An 18,213-nucleotide genomic window follows, 5' to 3' on the forward strand; every position below is an offset into this window, starting at 1 on the left:
AGAAAAATATGGCTGCACCTATAAAAATGATTCAGAAACAAGAATTAACTGAGGAAGAAATACAACAGCAAAAATTAGATGATTTAAAAGAACTTCTAGCTAATAATGAAGAAGCTTTAAATCAAATGTTTAATATTGTCGGTGAATTAAATGACATCGGAATGCTAGAAGCTGCAAATTCTATGCTAAAAGCGAAAGAACCAATCGCAAAAATCGTTCTCGGCCAAGTGACTCGTGAGCCTGTTACAAATTTAATTAATAATATGATGGGTGCTGCAGGTGCTTTAACAGAACTTGATCCGGAACTTACGAAGAAGCTTATAGGTAGTTTATTAGTAGGACTAGAAGAAGGTAATGAACATCTAGAGAGTAATAAAAAAGTAGGGGTATTCGATCTTATGAAAGTATTGAAAGACCCAGATATTAACCGTGCTATCGGGTTTGGGCTTCATTTCTTAAAAGGTATGGGTAAAGGGTTAAAAGACGAATAATCTTCATGAAGTGAATCTTTTCGCCCAAATGTTTGTACGAAATAGTTTGGGCGGAAGGCTCATTTTGGTAAAATATATAATAAAGTAAAATGAGGATTTTTGGAGGTATAATTGTATGTCAAAAAAAGTACATGAATTTAATGATATGATACGAAAACTTCGAAAGGAACTTTTCGGAAAAGGACCGGAACGAATTCATACTGTTTTTGCTGAAAATATGGCGATTGCGACCCTTTACGGAAACTTAACACCTACTGAAAAATTCATTTCAAGTACGATGGACGGTGCGGAAATGGTTCATTTGGCTAGAACGAAAATGATTCAAGAAGTGTATGCTGCGAATTCCCGTGAACATTTGGAGGAACTTGTTGGAGCAAAATTAGTGAATTTATTTTCAGATATGAAAGTAGAAGAAGATATTGCAGTTTCGGTATTCGTTTTTGATAAAAATATAACGTGAGAGAAGGATACTGATCGTGAAACCGATACAGGTAGAAAGAGAAATCTTTCGTTATGAACAAGGGGCGTTTAAACATATAGAGGACAGCATTGTAACAGAGTTTCCAGTCACGATTAAAATGAACGGACAGGAGTTTGTTACAATGGTTAGTACTCCAGAATATATAGAAGACATGGTAATAGGCTTCTTAGCATCTGAAGGAATCATTCGGAAGTATGAAGATATTGATGACATATGGGTACAAGAGAAAGAAGGATTTGTACATGTCACAACGAAAAAAGTGAACCCGTATTACGAACAAATGCAAAATAAACGTTATATTACTTCATGCTGTGGTATGAGTAGACAAGGATTTGTTTTTGCGAATGATGCACTAAGCGCGAAAAAAATGAATGGCGTACATGTACAGGTTGCTACAGAAGGCTGTTTTCGTTTAATGAAAGAAATGCAGCAATCTGCAGAGACATTTCGTCATACAGGCGGTGTTCATAATGCATCTTTGTGTGATGTGAATGCTATTATTTTAAGCCGAATGGATATTGGTAGACATAATGCATTAGATAAAATTTACGGTTATTGCTTAAAAAATAATATTTCTATAAGCGATAAAATCATTGTTTTTAGTGGTCGTATTTCTTCGGAAATATTATTGAAAGTTGCAAAAATTGGTTGTGAAATTATACTTTCAAAATCAGCTCCAACTGAGTTGGCTTTGCAGCTAGCAGAAGAATTAGGTATTACTACGATAGGATTTATTCGGAATCAATCCTTAAACGTATATACACATCCAGAGCGTGTTTTAAATATAAAATAAGTAAAAGCGAGGCAATAAATATGAAATCTGTCACATTAGACAAACTACAACGCCCTTTAAAGGATTTACGTATTTCTGTTACTGATCGCTGTAATTTTCGCTGTCGTTATTGTATGCCAGAAGAAATATTTGGTCCTGATTATTCGTTTTTGTCTAATGATAAAATTTTATCTTTTGATGAGATTGAAAGGATAACACGTATTTTTGTTTCTTTAGGTGTAAGAAAGTTACGAATTACGGGCGGAGAACCGTTACTTCGAAGAGGTCTTCCGCAGCTTATTGAGCGCCTTAATAAAATAGATGGTGTGGAGGATATCGGTTTAACAACCAATGGATCGTTACTTAAAAAGTTTGCTCCTGATTTATATAAGGCGGGTTTATCACGTGTGACAGTTAGTTTAGATTCCTTAGAAGAAGATCGCTTTTTCTATTTGAATGGTAATAGAAGCAAAGTGCAAAGGGTTCTAGAAGGAATACAGGCTGCAGCTGAAGTTGGTATGAAAATTAAAATAAACATGGTCGTTCAAAAGGGGAAAAACGAACAGGACATCTTGCAGATGGCGCAATACTTTAAGGAAAATAAGCATATTCTTCGTTTTATTGAGTATATGGACGTTGGGAATTATAATGGTTGGGAATTAAAAGAGGTTGTTTCGAAACAAGAAATAGTAGATGCGCTTCATCAAGTTATGCCATTAGAACGGATAGAAGCGAATTATGCAGGTGAAGTTGCAACTCGTTATCGTTATATTGGAAGTGATGAAGAGATAGGTATTATTTCATCAGTAACAGATTCCTTCTGTTCATCATGTACGAGAGCACGTATTTCTGCAGAAGGAAAATTATATACTTGTTTGTTCGCTTCTAAAGGAAATGACTTGAGAGAACTACTTCGATCTGGATATACTGACGATGAAATAACATATATCGTACGTGATATATGGAACAACCGAGAAGATCGTTATTCAGATGAACGCTTAAGTCATACTAGTAAAAAAAGAGCGCCTAAAATTGAAATGTCACATATTGGTGGTTGATATGTAAGAGTGACGCTTTGATGAAGTATATACAAAATGGAAAGTATGCAACGGTTGTAGATTTTCTATTTTATAGTAAAAGTGATGATTGATATCTCTGTAAAAGATGTGCAGAGAAATTAAGCAGCATTCAAAAACCTTTATTTTGAGGAGGTTTTTTGAAGCTGCTTTTTTATTTGGAGAAAATGGGGGAATTGGTAATGGCATTTCATAAACCGGAACAAATTGCTGAGCTTGTAATTGAGGCCGGTGTTCAAAAAGTAAGTCAGACGTTGCCAGCAATGCTTATTCTCGGTTTTTTAGGAGGAGCGTTTATTTCGTTAGGTTTTTTGCTTAACATTCGCGTTTTAGGTAATTTACCTGAGCGCTGGGGTAGTTTAGTCAATATTTTAGGAGGAGCGGTTTTTCCTGTTGGATTAATGCTCGTCGTATTAGCAGGAGGAGAATTAATTACCGGAAATATGATGTCACTTTCTATGGCGCTTTATGCAAAGAAAATTACATTGGTAAGTGTACTAAATAATTGGGTTTGGATTACTTTTATGAATTTTGTGGGAGCTATTTTTGTTGCGTATTGTTTCGGTCATCTTGGCGGATTAACAGAGGGAGAGTATTTAAATAAAACGGTAGCGATAGCAGAAGGAAAGTTACATGAAACGTTTGGGAGAACGTTAATTTTAGCAATTGGATGTAATTGGCTCGTTTGTCTTGCGCTTTGGCTCGCTTATGGGACGAGTGATTTTGTCGGGAAAATAATCGGAATTTGGATTCCGATTATGGCATTTGTAGTGATTGGATTTCAGCAGGTGGTAGCAAATATGTTTGTTATTTCAGCAGTTATTTTTGCAGGTCATCTGACGTGGATGGATCTTGCTAGAAATTTTGTTCCTGTTTTTATCGGAAATGTAATTGGGGGAGCTGGATTTGTTGGATTTGCTTACTTTGCTTGTTATCAAAAACAACATTCTAATATGAAATAGAGTTCGTGAGAGGAAGGGTATGTAATGACTGAGCGGTATTCACGACAGCAGTTGTTCAAACCGATTGGGAGTAAAGGACAAGAAAAAATTCGAAATAAACATGTGTTAATTGTAGGAGCAGGCGCATTAGGAAGTGCAAGTGCTGAAAGTTTCGTACGTGCAGGTATCGGCAAGTTGACGATTATTGATCGTGACTACGTTGAATGGAGTAATTTACAAAGGCAACAATTGTACTCTGAACAAGATGCGAGAGAGAAAATACCGAAAGCAATTGCTGCAAAAAATCGGCTAGAACAAATTAATTCGGAAGTACAAATAGATGCTTTCGTAATGGATGCAGTTGCAGAAAATATGGAAGACCTATTAAAAAATGTAGATGTAATAATTGATGCAACAGATAATTTCGATATTCGATTTGTAATAAATGATTTATCACAAAAACATAATATCCCGTGGGTATACGGTTCTTGCGTTGGATCGTACGGTATGAGTTATACAATTATTCCGCAAGAGACACCGTGTTTACATTGTGTGCTGAAGAACGTTCCTGTTACAGGTGTGACATGTGATACTGCCGGAATTATTAGCCCGACTGTTCAAATCGTCGCAGCATATCAAGTGGCGGAAGCATTCAAAAGTTTAGTAGGAGATTTTTCAGCCATTAGAAAAACATTTTTCATGTTTGATATATGGAGTAATCAAAACCATTTTATAAAACTAGGGAAAATCAAAACAGACGATTGCCCTTCGTGCGGCTTAAATCGAACTTATCCTTATTTATCATACGAAAACCAAACGAAGGTAGCTGCTTTATGCGGAAGAAATACAGTACAAATTAGGCCAGTAGAAAATAGAAAGTACGATTTTGACGATATAGAAAAAGTATTAAACAAACTAGGGAAAGTAGATCGGAATCTGTATTTACTATCTTGCCAACTAGATAATTACCGCGTCGTTATTTTTCGAGACGGGCGTATTTTCATTCATGGTACAAATGATATTTCGAAAGCAAAACAATTATATTATCGTGTATTCGGTTAATAGAAAGGGTTGTCAATAATGGAAAGAAGAGTGCCAATTACGGTTGAAGAAGCTGTTCGTAAAGTAATGGGATTTGCTAATGAGGGATTAAAGGAGCTGCTACCTATTGAATTAGCTTACGGGCGTATATTAGCAGAGGATTTAGTAGCTGACCATGATGTACCTTCATTCAATCGTTCACCGTATGACGGGTTTGCTATTAGAGCAGAAGATACGAATGTAGCAAGTTATGAAACGCCAATTATGTTTGAAGTAATTGGTGAAATTGGTGCGGGATCAATATTCCACGAGAAAGTAGGTCCGTTTCAAGCAGTTCGAATTATGACGGGAGCGCAAATTCCGAATGGGTGTGATGCGGTGGTTATGTTAGAGCTGACTCGTCAATATGAGAAAACTGGCAACAATTATATGGAAGTGAAGCGATCATTCAAAACGGGTGACAATATTTCTTTTCAAGGTGAAGATGCTCGTAAAGGAACGGTTCTTGCAAAAAAAGGATCATACATTCATCCAGGTATTTCAGCTCTTCTTGCTACGTTCGGTTATAGTGAGGTGCCAGTGGCGAGAAAGCCTGTAATTGGATTGTTAGCGACTGGTAGTGAATTACTGGATGTAAATGATTCACTACAGCCAGGGAAAATCCGAAACAGTAATACGTATATGGTATTGTCTCAAATTCGAAGAGCGGGCGGCAGAGTAAAATGTTTTGGGAAGTTTAGCGATGATTTTCATACATGTTTCACAGCTGTAAAAGAAGCGTTAAGTCAAGTAGATATGCTCATTACAACAGGCGGTGTATCAGTAGGGGATTACGATTATTTACCAGCTATTTACGAAAAGTTAGGTGCCTCTGTTCTTTTCAATAAAGTTGCAATGCGTCCAGGGAGTGTTACGACTGTAGCACAATTAAATGGCAAGTTATTATTTGGTTTATCAGGAAATCCATCTGCTTGTTACGTAGGATTTGAATTGTTTGTAAGACCTTGTATTCGGAAGTATATGTTTAGTGAAAAAGCACATATGAAAAGAGAAAAAGCGTTATTAGGAGAAGATTTTCTAAAACCAAATCCATTTACAAGATTTGTGCGAGCAAAACTGACATATAAAGAAGGGCAATTAATTGCTTATCCGTCAGGGGTTGATAAATCTAGCTCAGTTTCTTCCCTAGCAGAGACAAATATATTTATTGTACTTCCAGGTGGTACGAGAGGGTATAAAAAAGATATGTTCGTAGATATTCTCTTACTGGAAGATAATGAAGGTAGTGAATGGCCTGGGACATTTTATAAAGTGAGAGGTGTTTCTAATGGGACAAGCACTATTTGAAATTGTAGATATACCGATTTTAGTTGAAGAAGTAACGAATAAAGTCGCAAGAAGAGAAGCAGGTGCCATTACAACGTTTATTGGTACGGTGAGAGAACTTACAAAAGGAAAACGAACGCTACATTTAGAGTACGAAGCATATAAACCGATGGCAGTAAAACAACTTATAAGAATTGGGGAAGAAATAAATGAAAAGTGGCCGGACGCAAAGGTAGCAATTACGCACCGTGTAGGGCGGCTAGAAATCATGGATATTGCGGTAGTCATTGCAGTTTCATCACCGCATCGTAAAGTAGCGTATGAAGCGAATGAATACGCGATTGAACGTATAAAGCGAATCGTCCCAATTTGGAAAAAAGAATTTTGGGAAGATGGAACGATGTGGATTGGAGATCAACTTGAAAATACGGCATATCCAGAAGGAAAACCGAAGAAGGAAGAATGAGAAGATGATTACAATTTTATTGTTCGCAAATTTGCGTGAGGAAGTCGGATCGGACCGATTCGTAATTTTAGAAAAACAAGAAATGACAGTTCAGCAATTAAAAGAATGGCTGAAAGCAAGTTATTGTTTACAATCGCTTGATAAAGTGATGGTGGCTGTGAATGAAGAGTTTGTAACGAATGAAGAGATGATAAAAGCTGGAGATATAGTCGCATTAATCCCGCCTGTTAGCGGGGGGTAAAAAGCTTTTTCGCCAAGAAAATGTTGTATATAAATTCGAATACGAGAAGGGATGAGTGCTATGATTACGCAAGAACAAATAATGAACGCATTAAAACATGTAGAGGATCCGGAGTTACACAAAAGTATTGTAGAATTAAATATGGTTAGAAATATACAAATGAATGGAACAGAGGTTAAACTTGAAGTAGTGCTAACGATTCAAGGTTGTCCATTAAAGGCAAAAATTCAACAAGATGTGGAAGAGTCTCTTCAGGCAATTGGTGCATCTAAGGTAGATTTGACATTCGGTTCTATGACACAAGACGAACGAGCTGCGCTAACAGAGAAGTTAAAGAAAAATACGAGAACAGAAACTGGTATGCCGAGCATGCTTCGCCTTGACTCAGGGGTACGATTTATTACTGTAACGAGTGGTAAAGGTGGAGTTGGAAAATCAACAGTGACAATTAATCTTGCAACTGCTTTAGCTCGTATGGGCAAAAAGATTGGGATATTAGATGCGGATATATATGGTTTTAGCATTCCAGCTATGATGGAAACGAATCAAAAACCGACGATGATTGATCAAACAGCAATTCCAGTCGTTAGTCACGGTGTTAAAATTATGTCGATGGGATTTTTTACGGAAGGAAATAACCCGGTTATGTGGCGCGGGCCGATGTTAAATAAATGGATTCAAAATTTCCTTGCGAATACACACTGGGGAGAATTAGATTATTTACTTCTTGATTTACCACCTGGTACAGGAGATGTTGCTATTGATGTTGCCGCAATGATTCCGCAGGCACAAGAAATTATCGTTACAACACCACACAATGTAGCTTCGTTCGTAGCATCTAGAGTAGGTGTTATGGCAAAACATACGAAACACGAGATTTTGGGGATTGTAGAAAATATGGCTTATTATGAAGAACAAGATGGATCAAAAAACTATCTCTTCGGAAAAGGTGGGGGTGAAATGCTTGCAGAACAATTGCGAACAGAAGTGATCGCGCAAATACCTTTTGCAAAACGAGAAGAAAACAACGGTTCATCTGTATATGATGAAGACTCTTTTGTAGGAGAAGTGTTTACATCGTTAGCGGAGGATATTATTTATAGAGGATAGAGGAGGGATTTTTTATGGCGTGTAATATTGATCATTCTATGGAAGATGTAATGAATAAGCTTGAAAGTCAAAAGGTTTTTTTACCGGAAGTGATTTTTAAAGAGGTAAAGGGATTTTTGCAAGGGAATCATTCACAGGAAATATTAAATGATGTCTTTCATCTTTTAAAGAAGTATGACTTAGTTAGTGAAGAAGAAAGAGAGACGAGAAATACTCAATTATTGCTGATTATAAAATAAATACGCTTTGGCTTTTGTTTTTTTGCAGAAGGGGTGAATGTAATGAATATGAAAAAGATGATTGAAATGGTAGAAGCAACTAAAGTGACCGACGAAGAATTATCGATTTCTACTTTACATCAAAAGATTGTGAAGCTGTATAGTCAAAAAGATAGTGTAGAGTATACGGAGTTATTAAAATATATTTTATCATTATCCGTGCAGCTGAAGCTGAATCTCGTATTGAAATACTTTGGTGTGCGTCCGGTTGCTGCTGCAGATGAGCGTATGCAATTTCAAGAGATATTTAAATGTTTAGCTAATAAAGATGAAAATGGCGAATGGTTTCTAAATTTCGTTTCTTTATATATAGGACTAATTGTAGTTCTTCATTTTGATGAAAAAGAGATTGAGAGAAGTTTTTTCGATGATATGGTAGTGGGTGAAGGGAATGAAATATAAGGTTCTGCTCATAACATCGCTCTATTTAATTGCTGTAACTGCGGTTTTAGTTGATTATATAAATATAAAGATAACTAATTAGTTTAGTGAAAAGCGTTCTTCAGTTGTTTCCGTCGTTTTTTCATGTTACCATTAAGCGAATTTTTCATAGGGAGAGAAAGCGATGAAATGGATTTATTTTATTATTATTAATGTTATAGCTTTTGGCCTTATGGGGCTTGATAAACGAAAAGCGAAGAAGAAACAGTGGAGAACACCAGAAAGTACGTTGTTTTTATCAGCGGCAGCTGGAGGCGCAGTTGGTGCTTGGATCGGTATGTATATGTTTCACCATAAAACACATAAAAAGAAATTTGTTTTCGGTATACCGTTACTTGTCGTTATAACAGTATGTTTACTTGCTGCTGTATGAGAAATGTCGAAAGAATTGCAGATTGATTATTGGTAAAGTGAGCATGCGGGACCGTATAATGGAGAAAAACGAGAAGAGGAGAAAAAGGAAGATGGGGAGTCAATCAGCACAGCAAAAAAAAGGGATTATATATGCGGCTGGTGCTTATACGATGTGGGGAATCCTACCAATCTATTGGAAATGGGTTGAGGAAGTTCCAGCAGATGAAATATTAGCACACCGCATCGTTTGGGCATTCGTTTTTATGTTACTTGTATTAGGTGTTACGAAGAGATTTCGTCAGTTTATTGGGGAGTTCGTGAATCTTTTTAAACGACCTAAATTATTAATGTCATTAACAATAGCTTCGGTCTTGATTAGCGGAAACTGGTTTGTCTACATATGGGCCGTTAATCATAATCATGTCATTGAAGCCAGTCTCGGATATTATATTAATCCACTTATTAGTATTTTACTTGGTACAGTTGTATTAAAGGAAAAGTTAAACTTTTGGCAATATGTTGCAGTTGGTTTAGCTGGAGTAGGGGTTATCATTTTAACGGTACGTTTTGGATCTATTCCGTGGGTTTCTTTATCACTTGCCTTTTCATTTGGATTATATGGATTAACGAAAAAATTGTTAAACTATGATGCGACAATTGGTCTTACGATGGAAACGATGTTAGTGACGCCGTTTGCGATTATTTATCTCGTTATGACAGGAGTACATGGTTTCGGTTCATTTGGATCTATTTCCATGTTATCGACGTTACTATTAATAGGAGCAGGCATTGTTACAGCTTTACCACTTTTTTATTTTGCAAAAGGAGCACAACTTATTCCGCTTTATATGGTAGGATTTTTACAATATATTGCACCAACAATTAGTTTAATTTTAGGTGTATTCGTATTTGGTGAGCATTTCACATCTACTCATATGATGGCATTTTTCTGTATATGGGTTGCATTATTTGTATTCTCAGTAGCGAAAACAAAGTTCTTAGTGCAGAAACAACCGAAATTTATAAAAAATAAATCAGCAAAAGTATCATAATGCGTAGTATTTTCTACGCATTTTTCTTTATACTGATACTATAGAAATTCCATTATAGTCAGTAGGGAGCTGAGAACGTGGAAACAATTTTACATAATGATCCGCTTATGGCTGCTGTAATTTCATGGTTTTTAGCACAATTAACGAAAGTAGTCTTTAAATTATTCAAAACGGGTGAATTTGATTTTGCAAAGTTTTTCGCTTCAGGTGGGATGCCAAGTTCTCATGCTTCAACTGTTACAGCACTTGCGACAGGTGTTGGTGTTGTGGAAGGTGTGGAAAGTTCCATGTTTGCGATCGCTGCTATTTTTGCCATTATTGTTATGTATGATGCTTCAGGAGTAAGGCTCGCGGTAAGTAAACAAGCGAAAATATTGAATGAGTTTTTTCACGGTAAACAAACAGAATATAAGAAGTTAAATGAACTTGTCGGGCATACACCGTACGAAGTAGTAGTCGGTGCTTTAGTAGGGATAATTGTCGGAGTAGGATATTGTTTATGAGCAGAACATTTTATATGTTCTGCTTTTCTTTGTTTTCATACATATTCAGCTACCTTTTTGAATATCGTTATACGGATTTCGAAAGGGTGGGTGAGTAACTTGTTATTATATGAAAAAGTGCATGAAGAGATAGCAAGAAGAACAACTGCACTTCAAACGATGCAACGGCGAGATGGAACGTGGCACTTTTGTTTTGAAGGAGCACCATTAACAGATTGCCATATGATCTTTTTATTAAAATTATTAGGTAGAGATAAAGAGATAGAACCATTTGTAAAAAGATTAGCATCACTTCAAACAAATGAAGGAACATGGAAATTATATGAAGATGAAGTAGGTGGTAATTTATCTGCTACAATTCAATCTTATGCTGCCTTACTTGCTTCAAAAAAATATACAAAAGAAGATGCGAATATGAAGCGAGCCGAAATGTTTATAAATGAGCGTGGCGGGGTAGCGCGTGCTCATTTTATGACGAAGTTTTTATTAGCGGTTCATGGAGAATATGAATATCCTTCGCTCTTTCATTTGCCAACACCAATTATGTTTCTCCAAAGTGATTCACCTCTCAGTATATTTGAGTTAAGTAGCTCAGCGCGTATTCATTTAATTCCGATGATGGTTTGTTTAAATAAAAGATTTCGAGTAGGGAAAAAGTTACTGCCAAATTTAAATCATATTTCGGGAGGGGGCGGGGAATGGTTTCGAGAGGATCGGTCTCCGTTGTTTCAAACGTTAGTAAGTGATGTAAAACAAATTATATCGTATCCACTATCTTTACATCATAAAGGAAATGAGGAAGTCGAACGTTTTATGAAAGAACGTATTGATGAAAATGGAACGTTATATAGTTACGCAACTGCCTCGTTTTATATGATTTACGCTTTACTCGCGTTAGGACATTCTCTTCAATCAACAATCATTCAAAAGGCTATAACCGGGATAACATCTTATATATGGAAGATGGAAAGCGGGAATCATTTGCAAAACTCTCCTTCAACTGTATGGGATACGGCGTTACTCAGCTATGCGTTACAAGAGGCCCACGTACCGAAAGATAATAAGATGATTCAACATGCAGTAACATATTTATTAAAAAAACAGCATACAAAAAAAGCTGATTGGAGCGTACATGCACCAGCGCTTGCACCAGGTGGTTGGGGTTTTTCAGATGTGAATACGACAATCCCTGATGTTGATGATACAACAGCCGTGCTAAGAGTATTGGCAAAAAGTAGAGGGAACGAAAATGTAGATTATGCTTGGAAGAAAGGGGTCACTTGGGTTAAAGGATTACAAAATAATGATGGTGGCTGGGGAGCATTTGAAAAAGGTGTGACGAGCAATTTATTAGCAAATTTACCAATTGAAAATGCAAGCGACATGATTACAGATCCTTCTACACCAGATATTACAGGAAGAGTGTTAGAGCTTTTCGGGACATATGCGCAAAATGAATTGCCTGAGAAGCAAAAACAAAGTGCGATAAATTGGTTAATGAATGTACAAGAGAAAAATGGATCATGGTATGGAAAATGGGGGATTTGTTATATATATGGTACGTGGGCGGTGATGACCGGTTTACGGTCACTCGGCATTCCATCTAGCAATCCATCATTGAAACGAGCGGCTTTATGGCTTGAACATATACAGCATGAAGATGGTGGCTGGGGAGAATCATGCCACAGTAGTGTGGAAAAAAGGTTTGTTACTTTACCATTTAGTACACCATCCCAAACAGCATGGGCGTTAGATGCTCTCATTTCTTACTATGATAAGGAAACACCAGCAATTCGAAAAGGTATCTCATATTTGCTTGCGAATCGTTATGTAAATGAAAAATATCCTACTGGAACAGGTTTACCAGGTGGTTTTTATATTCGTTATCATAGCTATGCCCATATATATCCGCTACTTACTTTGGCACATTATATAAAAAAATATCGAAAATAAACCGAGAGAATATCTCTCGGTTTATTTTGTTGGGTAGTAGGTCCCTGTTGAAAAGAATAAGGTTGTGCTTTCCTTATTTTTCTGTTGATTGGCGTTTTTGACGTGCATCAGCGGCATTTGCACGTGCGTTTGCTTCTAAGTCATTGTGGTCAGCGAGTTCACGAGAGAACTCAACATCAATGCCATCAACAGCTTTGTTTTGCTTGAAATTTTTTTTGTTCATTCGACACAATCTCCTTGTGTTTTATGCGACGTTGCAAAGTTAGTTTGACACAAATAGACTTTTTTATACAAAGAGGAATTAGAAAGTAAAAAGCCGAAATATACAGTATAAGTAATAGAAATGGGGGATAGGGATGGAATTTTTAAATGGGAAAACAGCTGTTGTAACAGGAGCTGCACAGGGAATTGGAAAAGAGATTGCAAGGGTTTATGCAAAACTAGGGGCAAAAGTATTAATTAGCGATGTAAATGAAGAAAAGCTACAAAAAACGACACGTGAGTTATCGGATGAAGGATATGAAGTGAGTTTATATCGATGTGATGTGAGTAATCAAAATGAAGCGAAGTCATTAATTGAATATGCGGTTCAAAAATTCGGTACATTACATATTTTGGTGAATAATGCTGGGATTACAAGAGATGCAATGTTACATAAAATGGAGAAGTCTTCTTGGGAACAAGTATTGCAAGTGAACTTAACTGGTGTTTTTTATTGTATGCAGCCAGCGCTTCTTTACATGAGACAACAAGGGTATGGACGCATTATTAATATATCTTCAATTAGTAGAGAAGGAAACATAGGTCAAGCGAATTATGCTGCTACAAAGGCAGGCGTTGTAGGTTTAACGAAAACAGCAGCGAAAGAAGTCGGAAGTTTCGGTATTACATGTAATGCGATTTGCCCAGGGTTTATGGATACAGATATGACAAAAACGATACCAGATAAAGTGAAAGAAAAGATGGTTGGCGCGATTCCGGTTGGTAGAATTGGAACGCCAGAAGATATTGCGAACGCAGCGGCCTTTTTAGCATCAGAATACGCATCCTATATTACAGGAGAAGTATTAAATGTGAGCGGGGGACTGCAAGTTTAAAGGAATACATAATGAAAAGAACCTGACCGGATAGGTCAGGTTCTTTTTCGTTAGTTTAAGTTGAGCCAAACACTCTTCACTTCTGTATAGTTATTTAATGCGTAAGATCCCATTTCACGGCCAAGACCAGATTGTTTAAATCCTCCAAATGGAGATGCTGCATCAAAGACGTTATAACAGTTTACCCATACAGTACCAGCGCGCACTTTACTTGCAACATAGTGTGCTGTTTTAACATTTTCTGTCCACACACCAGCCGCTAAGCCGAATTGTGATTTATTTGCACGTTCAATTACTTCATCAATATCGTTAAAAGGTATTGCAGAAATAACTGGACCGAAAATTTCTTCTTTTGCGATCGTCATTTCGTCATTTACGTCAGCGAATACTGTAGGAGAAACGAAGTAGCCTTGGTCGAATGGATTACTTCCTCCGCAAAGTACTTCAGCGCCTTCTTCAATCCCTTTTTCAATGAAGCCCATTACACGTTTTTGTTGTTCTTCAGAAACGAGAGGACCGATTGTAGTTTCTGGACTTAGACCAGCGCCTTGATTTAATTTTTTAGAATAAAGGACGAGATCAGCCATGACATTATCATACATTTTCTTTGGAACAAATAAGCGTGATCCAGCAGAGCATACTTGTCCTTGGTTAAACATAACACCAGAAAGCGCACCAGGAATCGCGCGAGATAAGTCGGCGTCTGGTAAAATAATGTTCGGTGATTTACCGCCAAGCTCTAAAGTAACACGTTTCAATGATTCAGATGCTTGTCGCATAATTTGTTTACCGACTGGAGTAGAGCCAGTAAATGCAATTTTATCAACGAGTGGATGATTAACAAGAGCTTGTCCAGCTGATTCACCGAATCCAGGAACGATATTAATAACGCCTTTCGGGAATCCAGCTTCTTCAATTAATTCAGCTAAGTATAGAGCGGATAGTGGAGTTTGTTCTGCAGGTTTTAAAACGATTGTACATCCTGTAGCAAGCGCTGCTCCCATTTTCCACATTGCCATAAGAAGTGGGAAGTTCCAAGGAATAATTTGACCGACGACACCAACAGCCTCATGGCGTGTATAGTTAAAGTAATCACCGGAAACAGGAATTGTTTGACCAACGATTTTCGTAGCCCAGCCAGCATAATAGCGCATATGTTCAATTGCAAGTGGTATGTCTGCTGCCATTGTTTCACGAATTGGCTTTCCGTTATCTAATGTTTCGAGCTGTGCAAGCTCTTCTTTATGTTCTTCCATTAAATCAGCTAACTTGTACATAAGACGGCTTCGCTCAGCAGTGCTCATGCGAGACCAAGGACCTTCGTCAAAAGCCATGCGAGCTGCAACAACAGCTTTATGAATATCTTCGCGACCAGCCTCAGAAACGACGGCAAGTGTTTCGCCGGTTGCTGGGTTAGGTGTTTTAAATGTTTTACCGGAAGCGCTTTCAATGAAGGATCCATTCACATATAACTTTTTTGTACCTTGAAGAAACTTTTCTACCTTTTCATGAAGATTTACAGCTAGTTGACTCATAGTATAACCCCCTTGAAAATATAATGTAAACGCAGTACGAGACGGCGTTTATTCCGAAATCAAGGATGTGGGAACTAGATGGAAAGCCTCTAATTTAAATCATAATTAACAAATACTGAAAATTCAAATTTCATTTGTGTTACAATTGTAAAAAATATGTAATGTAAGAGAATCTTCTATATGAATTTAAAAAATCCTGCTTGTTTTTGCTTTCTAGTAGGAAAAACTAGAAGAACAATGGTACAATAATACCTCGTGAGAGGAGGGAGAAAAATGAAGGATTATCATGATGATCCACGCTTTCGAATCGCCCATAGAGAAGCGTTAATTGGTCTTGGACTTGCTATTATCAATTTTATAATATGGTACGGATTTGCTTATGGGCTTGGTAGTAAAAATCCAAGTGAATATACATATGTATTCGGTTTTCCAGCATGGTTTTTTTATAGCTGTATCGTTGGGTTTGTCGTTATGGTTATTTTACTTAGTTTAGTTGTTCGTTTTGTATTTCAAGATATTTCACTCGATGAGGAAGAAAAAAGTGAGGAATAATAGATGAATTGGTATGTAATCATTCCAATGATAATTTCATTTATCGTTGTGTTTTTAATTGGTGTATATGCTTCAAGACGCGTACAAGCGACTGCTAATAATAAATTTTTACAAGAATATTTTCTTGGTGGGCGTGAGCTTGGCGGTTTATTATTAGCGATGACAATGATTGCTACGTACGGTAGTGCTAGTAGCTTTATTGGTGGTCCAGGTATTGCGTACAATATGGGCCTCGGATGGGTATTATTATCTGCGATTCAAGTTGTAACAGGGTATATAGTATTAACGGTTATCGGTAAAAAGTTTGCGATTATCGCAAGGAAGATGGAAGCTATTACTCTTATCGATTATTTAAAGGGAAGATACAATAATAAAGCAGTTGTTATACTTTCTGCGTTATGTATAATTATCTTTTTATTTTCAGCAACAGTAGCTCAATGGGTCGGCGGTGGCCGATTAATTGAGTCGCTAACGGGTCTATCTTATACAACGGCACTATTTCTATTTACTTTTTCTGTACTTGTGTACGTATTAATTGGTGGATTTCGTGCAGTTGCTTTATCAGATACGCTATTAGGAATCATTATGTTAGTTGGAACGACAATCATTTTAATTGCTACTGTCATTGCTGGTGGTGGAATTGAAAAGATTATGCAGGAACTTGTTCAAATCAATCCGAATTTAATTACACCGTTCGGAGCGGATGGTAGTTTAACGAAATCATATGTGACATCATTTTGGATTTTAATTGGAATTGGCGTTGTTGGTTTACCGCAAATTAGCGTACGTGCCATGTCTTATAAAAATTCAAAAGCTATGCATCAAGCATTAATAATTGGAACAGTTGTTGTAGGTACAATTATGATTGGTATGCATTTAACAGGTGTATTTGCAAGAGTCGTACTTCCAGGTATAACGGTACCGGATAAAGTCATGCCGCTACTCGCGATGGAAGTGTTGCCACCTTGGTTAGCCGGTGTTTTCTTAGCTGCGCCAATGGCAGCAATTATGTCTACAGTAAACTCGTTATTGTTACTTGTAAGTTCATCAATTATTAAAGACATATACGTAAATTACATAAATAAAGATGCAGCAGACAGTACGATCAGAAAAGGAAGTTTGTGGATTACTGGTATCGTAGGACTGCTCGTTTATGCAGCAGCAATTAAACCACCAGATTTTTTAATATGGTTAAATTTATTTTCTTTCGGTGGATTAGAAGCAGCATTCATTTGGCCAATCGTATTAGGGTTATATTGGAGAAAAGGAAATGCGACAGGAGCGCTTGCCTCTATTTTAGTTGGGGTAGGCTCATATATGTGTATCCATCTTTTCTATCCAAATCCGTTCGGTATACATACAGTTGTCTTCCCGATTTGTTTAGCGTTTATCGCTTATATCATTGGAAGCATGAGTGCTGTGAAGAAAAACAGTATAGGTTAGAGGAAGAACGTAGTCCTTATAGAGGACTGCGTTTTTTTGTGTGAATTTATTCTTTTTTATTCTGTATATGTAAGGTTATTCATAAATTAATAACAATTGAGGGGATGGAGTTGAGGTCGATGAAAAAAGTATTATTTTTGGGAGACCCAGGAATTGATGACTCTTTAGCCATCATGTACGGAATTATGCATCCTGATATTGATATTGTTGGTGTTGTAACCGGATATGGAAATGTAACGCAAGAAAAGGCGACGAGTAATGCAGCATATTTGCTGCAAATGGCGGGGCGGGAAGATATACCTGTTATAAATGGTGCAAAGATCCCTTTATCCGGGGATGTTACAACGTATTATCCAGAAATTCATGGGGCAGATGGATTAGGACCAATTAAACCTCCAAAAGCTTTTTCGCCAAATATAAAACCTTTTTGTGCTTTTTTTGATATTCTGGAAAAGTATAAAGGAGAATTAATCATTGTTGATGCTGGTAGGTCAACGACCCTAGCGACAGCATTTATTTTAGAAAAGCCGATGATGAAGTATGTGAAAGAATATTATATAATGGGCGGTGCTTTTTTAATGCCTGGCAATGTAACACCAGTCGCAGAGGCGAATTTTCATGGTGATCCCATTGCATCACAATTAGTTATGCAAAATGCTAAGAATGTGACATTAGTGCCACTTAACGTTACATCTGAAGCAATAATTACGCCAGAGATGGTAAAATATATTACGAAACACTCTAAAACGAGTTTTAATAAATTAATCGAGCCGATATTTACGTATTATTATAAAGCGTATAAAAAGTTAAACCCAAAAATAACAGGGAGCCCAGTACATGATGTCGTTACAATGATGGTTGCGGCAAATCCGTCTCTTTTAGATTATGTATATCGCCGAGTTGATATAGATACAGTTGGAATTGCGAAGGGTGAAAGCATTGCTGATTTCCGTCCTCAACCCGACTCAAAAGCTTTAAAGAATTGGGTGCGAATTGGTTGGTCGTTACATTATAAAAAATTTCTTGAAGACTTCGTGAAAATTATGACGTAGACATAATA

Annotated in this window: 22 protein-coding genes; 20 read left to right on the top strand and 2 right to left on the bottom strand. The window is 37.0% G+C overall.

Features of this window, described 5'->3' with window-relative positions:
- Window positions 1–8: 8 nt before the first annotated feature.
- From MR115_RS15320 to MR115_RS15395, 16 genes are all read left to right on the top strand, one after another.
- Complete coding sequence (locus MR115_RS15320; protein WP_242241856.1) at window positions 9–491, top strand: helical membrane plugin domain-containing protein; 483 nt, start codon at window positions 9–11, stop codon at window positions 489–491.
- Window positions 492–606: 115 nt separating this feature from the next.
- Window positions 607–951, top strand: coding sequence for a Na-translocating system protein MpsC family protein (locus MR115_RS15325; protein WP_000039580.1), 345 nt, complete (start codon window positions 607–609; stop codon window positions 949–951).
- A 16-nt stretch (window positions 952–967) separates the two neighbouring features.
- Complete coding sequence (fdhD, locus tag MR115_RS15330) at window positions 968–1,765, top strand: formate dehydrogenase accessory sulfurtransferase FdhD (protein WP_242241857.1); 798 nt, start codon at window positions 968–970, stop codon at window positions 1,763–1,765.
- Between the two features lie 20 nt (window positions 1,766–1,785).
- Window positions 1,786–2,802 (top strand): GTP 3',8-cyclase MoaA, encoded by a 1,017-nt coding sequence (moaA, locus tag MR115_RS15335; protein WP_242241858.1) that lies wholly within the window; start codon window positions 1,786–1,788, stop codon window positions 2,800–2,802.
- Between the two features lie 200 nt (window positions 2,803–3,002).
- The gene (locus MR115_RS15340; protein WP_071720232.1) at window positions 3,003–3,782 is read left to right on the top strand and encodes a formate channel; all 780 of its coding nucleotides are present in this window, start codon (window positions 3,003–3,005) and stop codon (window positions 3,780–3,782) included.
- 24 nt (window positions 3,783–3,806) lie between these two features.
- Window positions 3,807–4,823 (top strand): molybdopterin-synthase adenylyltransferase MoeB, encoded by a 1,017-nt coding sequence (locus MR115_RS15345; protein ID WP_242241859.1) that lies wholly within the window; start codon window positions 3,807–3,809, stop codon window positions 4,821–4,823.
- An 18-nt stretch (window positions 4,824–4,841) separates the two neighbouring features.
- Window positions 4,842–6,149 carry a molybdopterin molybdotransferase MoeA gene (locus MR115_RS15350; RefSeq protein ID WP_242241860.1) on the top strand — a complete coding sequence of 436 codons (1,308 nt, stop codon included), beginning with the start codon at window positions 4,842–4,844 and terminating at the stop codon, window positions 6,147–6,149.
- Entirely contained in the window at window positions 6,130–6,594 is a 465-nt protein-coding gene (gene moaE / locus MR115_RS15355; RefSeq protein ID WP_242241861.1) for a molybdopterin synthase catalytic subunit MoaE, read from the top strand. The genes MR115_RS15350 and moaE overlap by 20 nt, the downstream gene beginning before the upstream one ends.
- Window positions 6,595–6,598: 4 nt before the next feature.
- Entirely contained in the window at window positions 6,599–6,835 is a 237-nt protein-coding gene (gene moaD / locus MR115_RS15360) for a molybdopterin converting factor subunit 1 (RefSeq protein WP_063262503.1), read from the top strand.
- Window positions 6,836–6,895: 60 nt separating this feature from the next.
- Entirely contained in the window at window positions 6,896–7,945 is a 1,050-nt protein-coding gene (locus MR115_RS15365; RefSeq protein ID WP_242241862.1) for a P-loop NTPase, read from the top strand.
- Window positions 7,946–7,959: 14 nt separating this feature from the next.
- A complete protein-coding gene (locus MR115_RS15370; RefSeq protein ID WP_242241863.1) occupies window positions 7,960–8,184 on the top strand; it encodes a group-specific protein in 225 nt (74 codons plus the stop codon).
- A 42-nt stretch (window positions 8,185–8,226) separates the two neighbouring features.
- Entirely contained in the window at window positions 8,227–8,625 is a 399-nt protein-coding gene (locus MR115_RS15375; protein WP_242241864.1) for a dUTP diphosphatase, read from the top strand.
- 163 nt (window positions 8,626–8,788) lie between these two features.
- Window positions 8,789–9,037 (top strand): DUF1294 domain-containing protein, encoded by a 249-nt coding sequence (locus tag MR115_RS15380; protein ID WP_242241865.1) that lies wholly within the window; start codon window positions 8,789–8,791, stop codon window positions 9,035–9,037.
- A gap of 91 nt (window positions 9,038–9,128) precedes the next feature.
- Window positions 9,129–10,070 carry an EamA family transporter RarD gene (gene rarD / locus MR115_RS15385; protein WP_242241866.1) on the top strand — a complete coding sequence of 314 codons (942 nt, stop codon included), beginning with the start codon at window positions 9,129–9,131 and terminating at the stop codon, window positions 10,068–10,070.
- A 77-nt stretch (window positions 10,071–10,147) separates the two neighbouring features.
- A complete protein-coding gene (locus MR115_RS15390) occupies window positions 10,148–10,573 on the top strand; it encodes a divergent PAP2 family protein (RefSeq protein ID WP_061678478.1) in 426 nt (141 codons plus the stop codon).
- A gap of 99 nt (window positions 10,574–10,672) precedes the next feature.
- On the top strand, window positions 10,673–12,526 hold the full coding sequence (locus MR115_RS15395; protein ID WP_242241867.1) for a terpene cyclase/mutase family protein: 1,854 nt from the start codon (window positions 10,673–10,675) through the stop codon (window positions 12,524–12,526).
- A 73-nt stretch (window positions 12,527–12,599) separates the two neighbouring features.
- Here MR115_RS15395 and MR115_RS15400 read toward each other — a convergent pair whose 3' ends face one another.
- Window positions 12,600–12,749, bottom strand: coding sequence for a YfhD family protein (locus MR115_RS15400; protein ID WP_001035810.1), 150 nt, complete (start codon window positions 12,747–12,749; stop codon window positions 12,600–12,602).
- Window positions 12,750–12,882: 133 nt separating this feature from the next.
- Between MR115_RS15400 and fabG the strand changes: the two genes are divergently transcribed.
- Window positions 12,883–13,623, top strand: a complete 741-nt coding sequence (gene fabG / locus MR115_RS15405; protein WP_061678476.1) for a 3-oxoacyl-ACP reductase FabG — start codon at window positions 12,883–12,885, stop codon at window positions 13,621–13,623.
- 50 nt (window positions 13,624–13,673) lie between these two features.
- Here fabG and dhaS read toward each other — a convergent pair whose 3' ends face one another.
- A complete protein-coding gene (gene dhaS / locus MR115_RS15410) occupies window positions 13,674–15,158 on the bottom strand; it encodes an aldehyde dehydrogenase DhaS (protein WP_061678475.1) in 1,485 nt (494 codons plus the stop codon).
- A 273-nt stretch (window positions 15,159–15,431) separates the two neighbouring features.
- Here dhaS and MR115_RS15415 point away from each other — a divergent pair, with 273 nt between their 5' ends.
- From MR115_RS15415 to MR115_RS15425, 3 genes are all read left to right on the top strand, one after another.
- On the top strand, window positions 15,432–15,710 hold the full coding sequence (locus MR115_RS15415; protein ID WP_000656242.1) for a YhdT family protein: 279 nt from the start codon (window positions 15,432–15,434) through the stop codon (window positions 15,708–15,710).
- Between the two features lie 3 nt (window positions 15,711–15,713).
- Window positions 15,714–17,153, top strand: a complete 1,440-nt coding sequence (gene panF / locus MR115_RS15420) for a sodium/pantothenate symporter (protein WP_001104843.1) — start codon at window positions 15,714–15,716, stop codon at window positions 17,151–17,153.
- Window positions 17,154–17,272: 119 nt separating this feature from the next.
- Window positions 17,273–18,205 carry a nucleoside hydrolase gene (locus tag MR115_RS15425; protein WP_132131338.1) on the top strand — a complete coding sequence of 311 codons (933 nt, stop codon included), beginning with the start codon at window positions 17,273–17,275 and terminating at the stop codon, window positions 18,203–18,205.
- The last annotated feature ends 8 nt before the right edge of the window (window positions 18,206–18,213 follow it).

It is taken from the genome of Bacillus cereus group sp. BfR-BA-01309 (assembly GCF_022664315.1).
GTDB lineage: Bacteria > Bacillota > Bacilli > Bacillales > Bacillaceae_G > Bacillus_A > Bacillus_A mobilis.

What these genes read in the sequence shown, in the direction of transcription:
- rarD (WP_242241866.1), top strand. Translation starts at nt 9,129, where the DNA reads ATGGGGAGTCAATCAGCACAGCAAAAAAAAGGGATTATATATGCGGCT.
- MR115_RS15320 (WP_242241856.1), top strand. Translation starts at nt 9, where the DNA reads ATGGCTGCACCTATAAAAATGATTCAGAAACAAGAATTAACTGAGGAA.
- MR115_RS15375 (WP_242241864.1), top strand. Translation starts at nt 8,227, where the DNA reads ATGAATATGAAAAAGATGATTGAAATGGTAGAAGCAACTAAAGTGACC.
- MR115_RS15325 (WP_000039580.1), top strand. Translation starts at nt 607, where the DNA reads ATGTCAAAAAAAGTACATGAATTTAATGATATGATACGAAAACTTCGA.
- MR115_RS15400 (WP_001035810.1), bottom strand. Translation starts at nt 12,749, where the DNA reads ATGAACAAAAAAAATTTCAAGCAAAACAAAGCTGTTGATGGCATTGAT.
- MR115_RS15370 (WP_242241863.1), top strand. Translation starts at nt 7,960, where the DNA reads ATGGCGTGTAATATTGATCATTCTATGGAAGATGTAATGAATAAGCTT.
- dhaS (WP_061678475.1), bottom strand. Translation starts at nt 15,158, where the DNA reads ATGAGTCAACTAGCTGTAAATCTTCATGAAAAGGTAGAAAAGTTTCTT.
- MR115_RS15365 (WP_242241862.1), top strand. Translation starts at nt 6,896, where the DNA reads ATGATTACGCAAGAACAAATAATGAACGCATTAAAACATGTAGAGGAT.
- MR115_RS15415 (WP_000656242.1), top strand. Translation starts at nt 15,432, where the DNA reads ATGAAGGATTATCATGATGATCCACGCTTTCGAATCGCCCATAGAGAA.
- moaA (WP_242241858.1), top strand. Translation starts at nt 1,786, where the DNA reads ATGAAATCTGTCACATTAGACAAACTACAACGCCCTTTAAAGGATTTA.
- moaD (WP_063262503.1), top strand. Translation starts at nt 6,599, where the DNA reads ATGATTACAATTTTATTGTTCGCAAATTTGCGTGAGGAAGTCGGATCG.
- moaE (WP_242241861.1), top strand. Translation starts at nt 6,130, where the DNA reads ATGGGACAAGCACTATTTGAAATTGTAGATATACCGATTTTAGTTGAA.
- MR115_RS15340 (WP_071720232.1), top strand. Translation starts at nt 3,003, where the DNA reads ATGGCATTTCATAAACCGGAACAAATTGCTGAGCTTGTAATTGAGGCC.
- MR115_RS15380 (WP_242241865.1), top strand. Translation starts at nt 8,789, where the DNA reads ATGAAATGGATTTATTTTATTATTATTAATGTTATAGCTTTTGGCCTT.
- fabG (WP_061678476.1), top strand. Translation starts at nt 12,883, where the DNA reads ATGGAATTTTTAAATGGGAAAACAGCTGTTGTAACAGGAGCTGCACAG.
- MR115_RS15350 (WP_242241860.1), top strand. Translation starts at nt 4,842, where the DNA reads ATGGAAAGAAGAGTGCCAATTACGGTTGAAGAAGCTGTTCGTAAAGTA.
- MR115_RS15345 (WP_242241859.1), top strand. Translation starts at nt 3,807, where the DNA reads ATGACTGAGCGGTATTCACGACAGCAGTTGTTCAAACCGATTGGGAGT.
- MR115_RS15425 (WP_132131338.1), top strand. Translation starts at nt 17,273, where the DNA reads ATGAAAAAAGTATTATTTTTGGGAGACCCAGGAATTGATGACTCTTTA.
- panF (WP_001104843.1), top strand. Translation starts at nt 15,714, where the DNA reads ATGAATTGGTATGTAATCATTCCAATGATAATTTCATTTATCGTTGTG.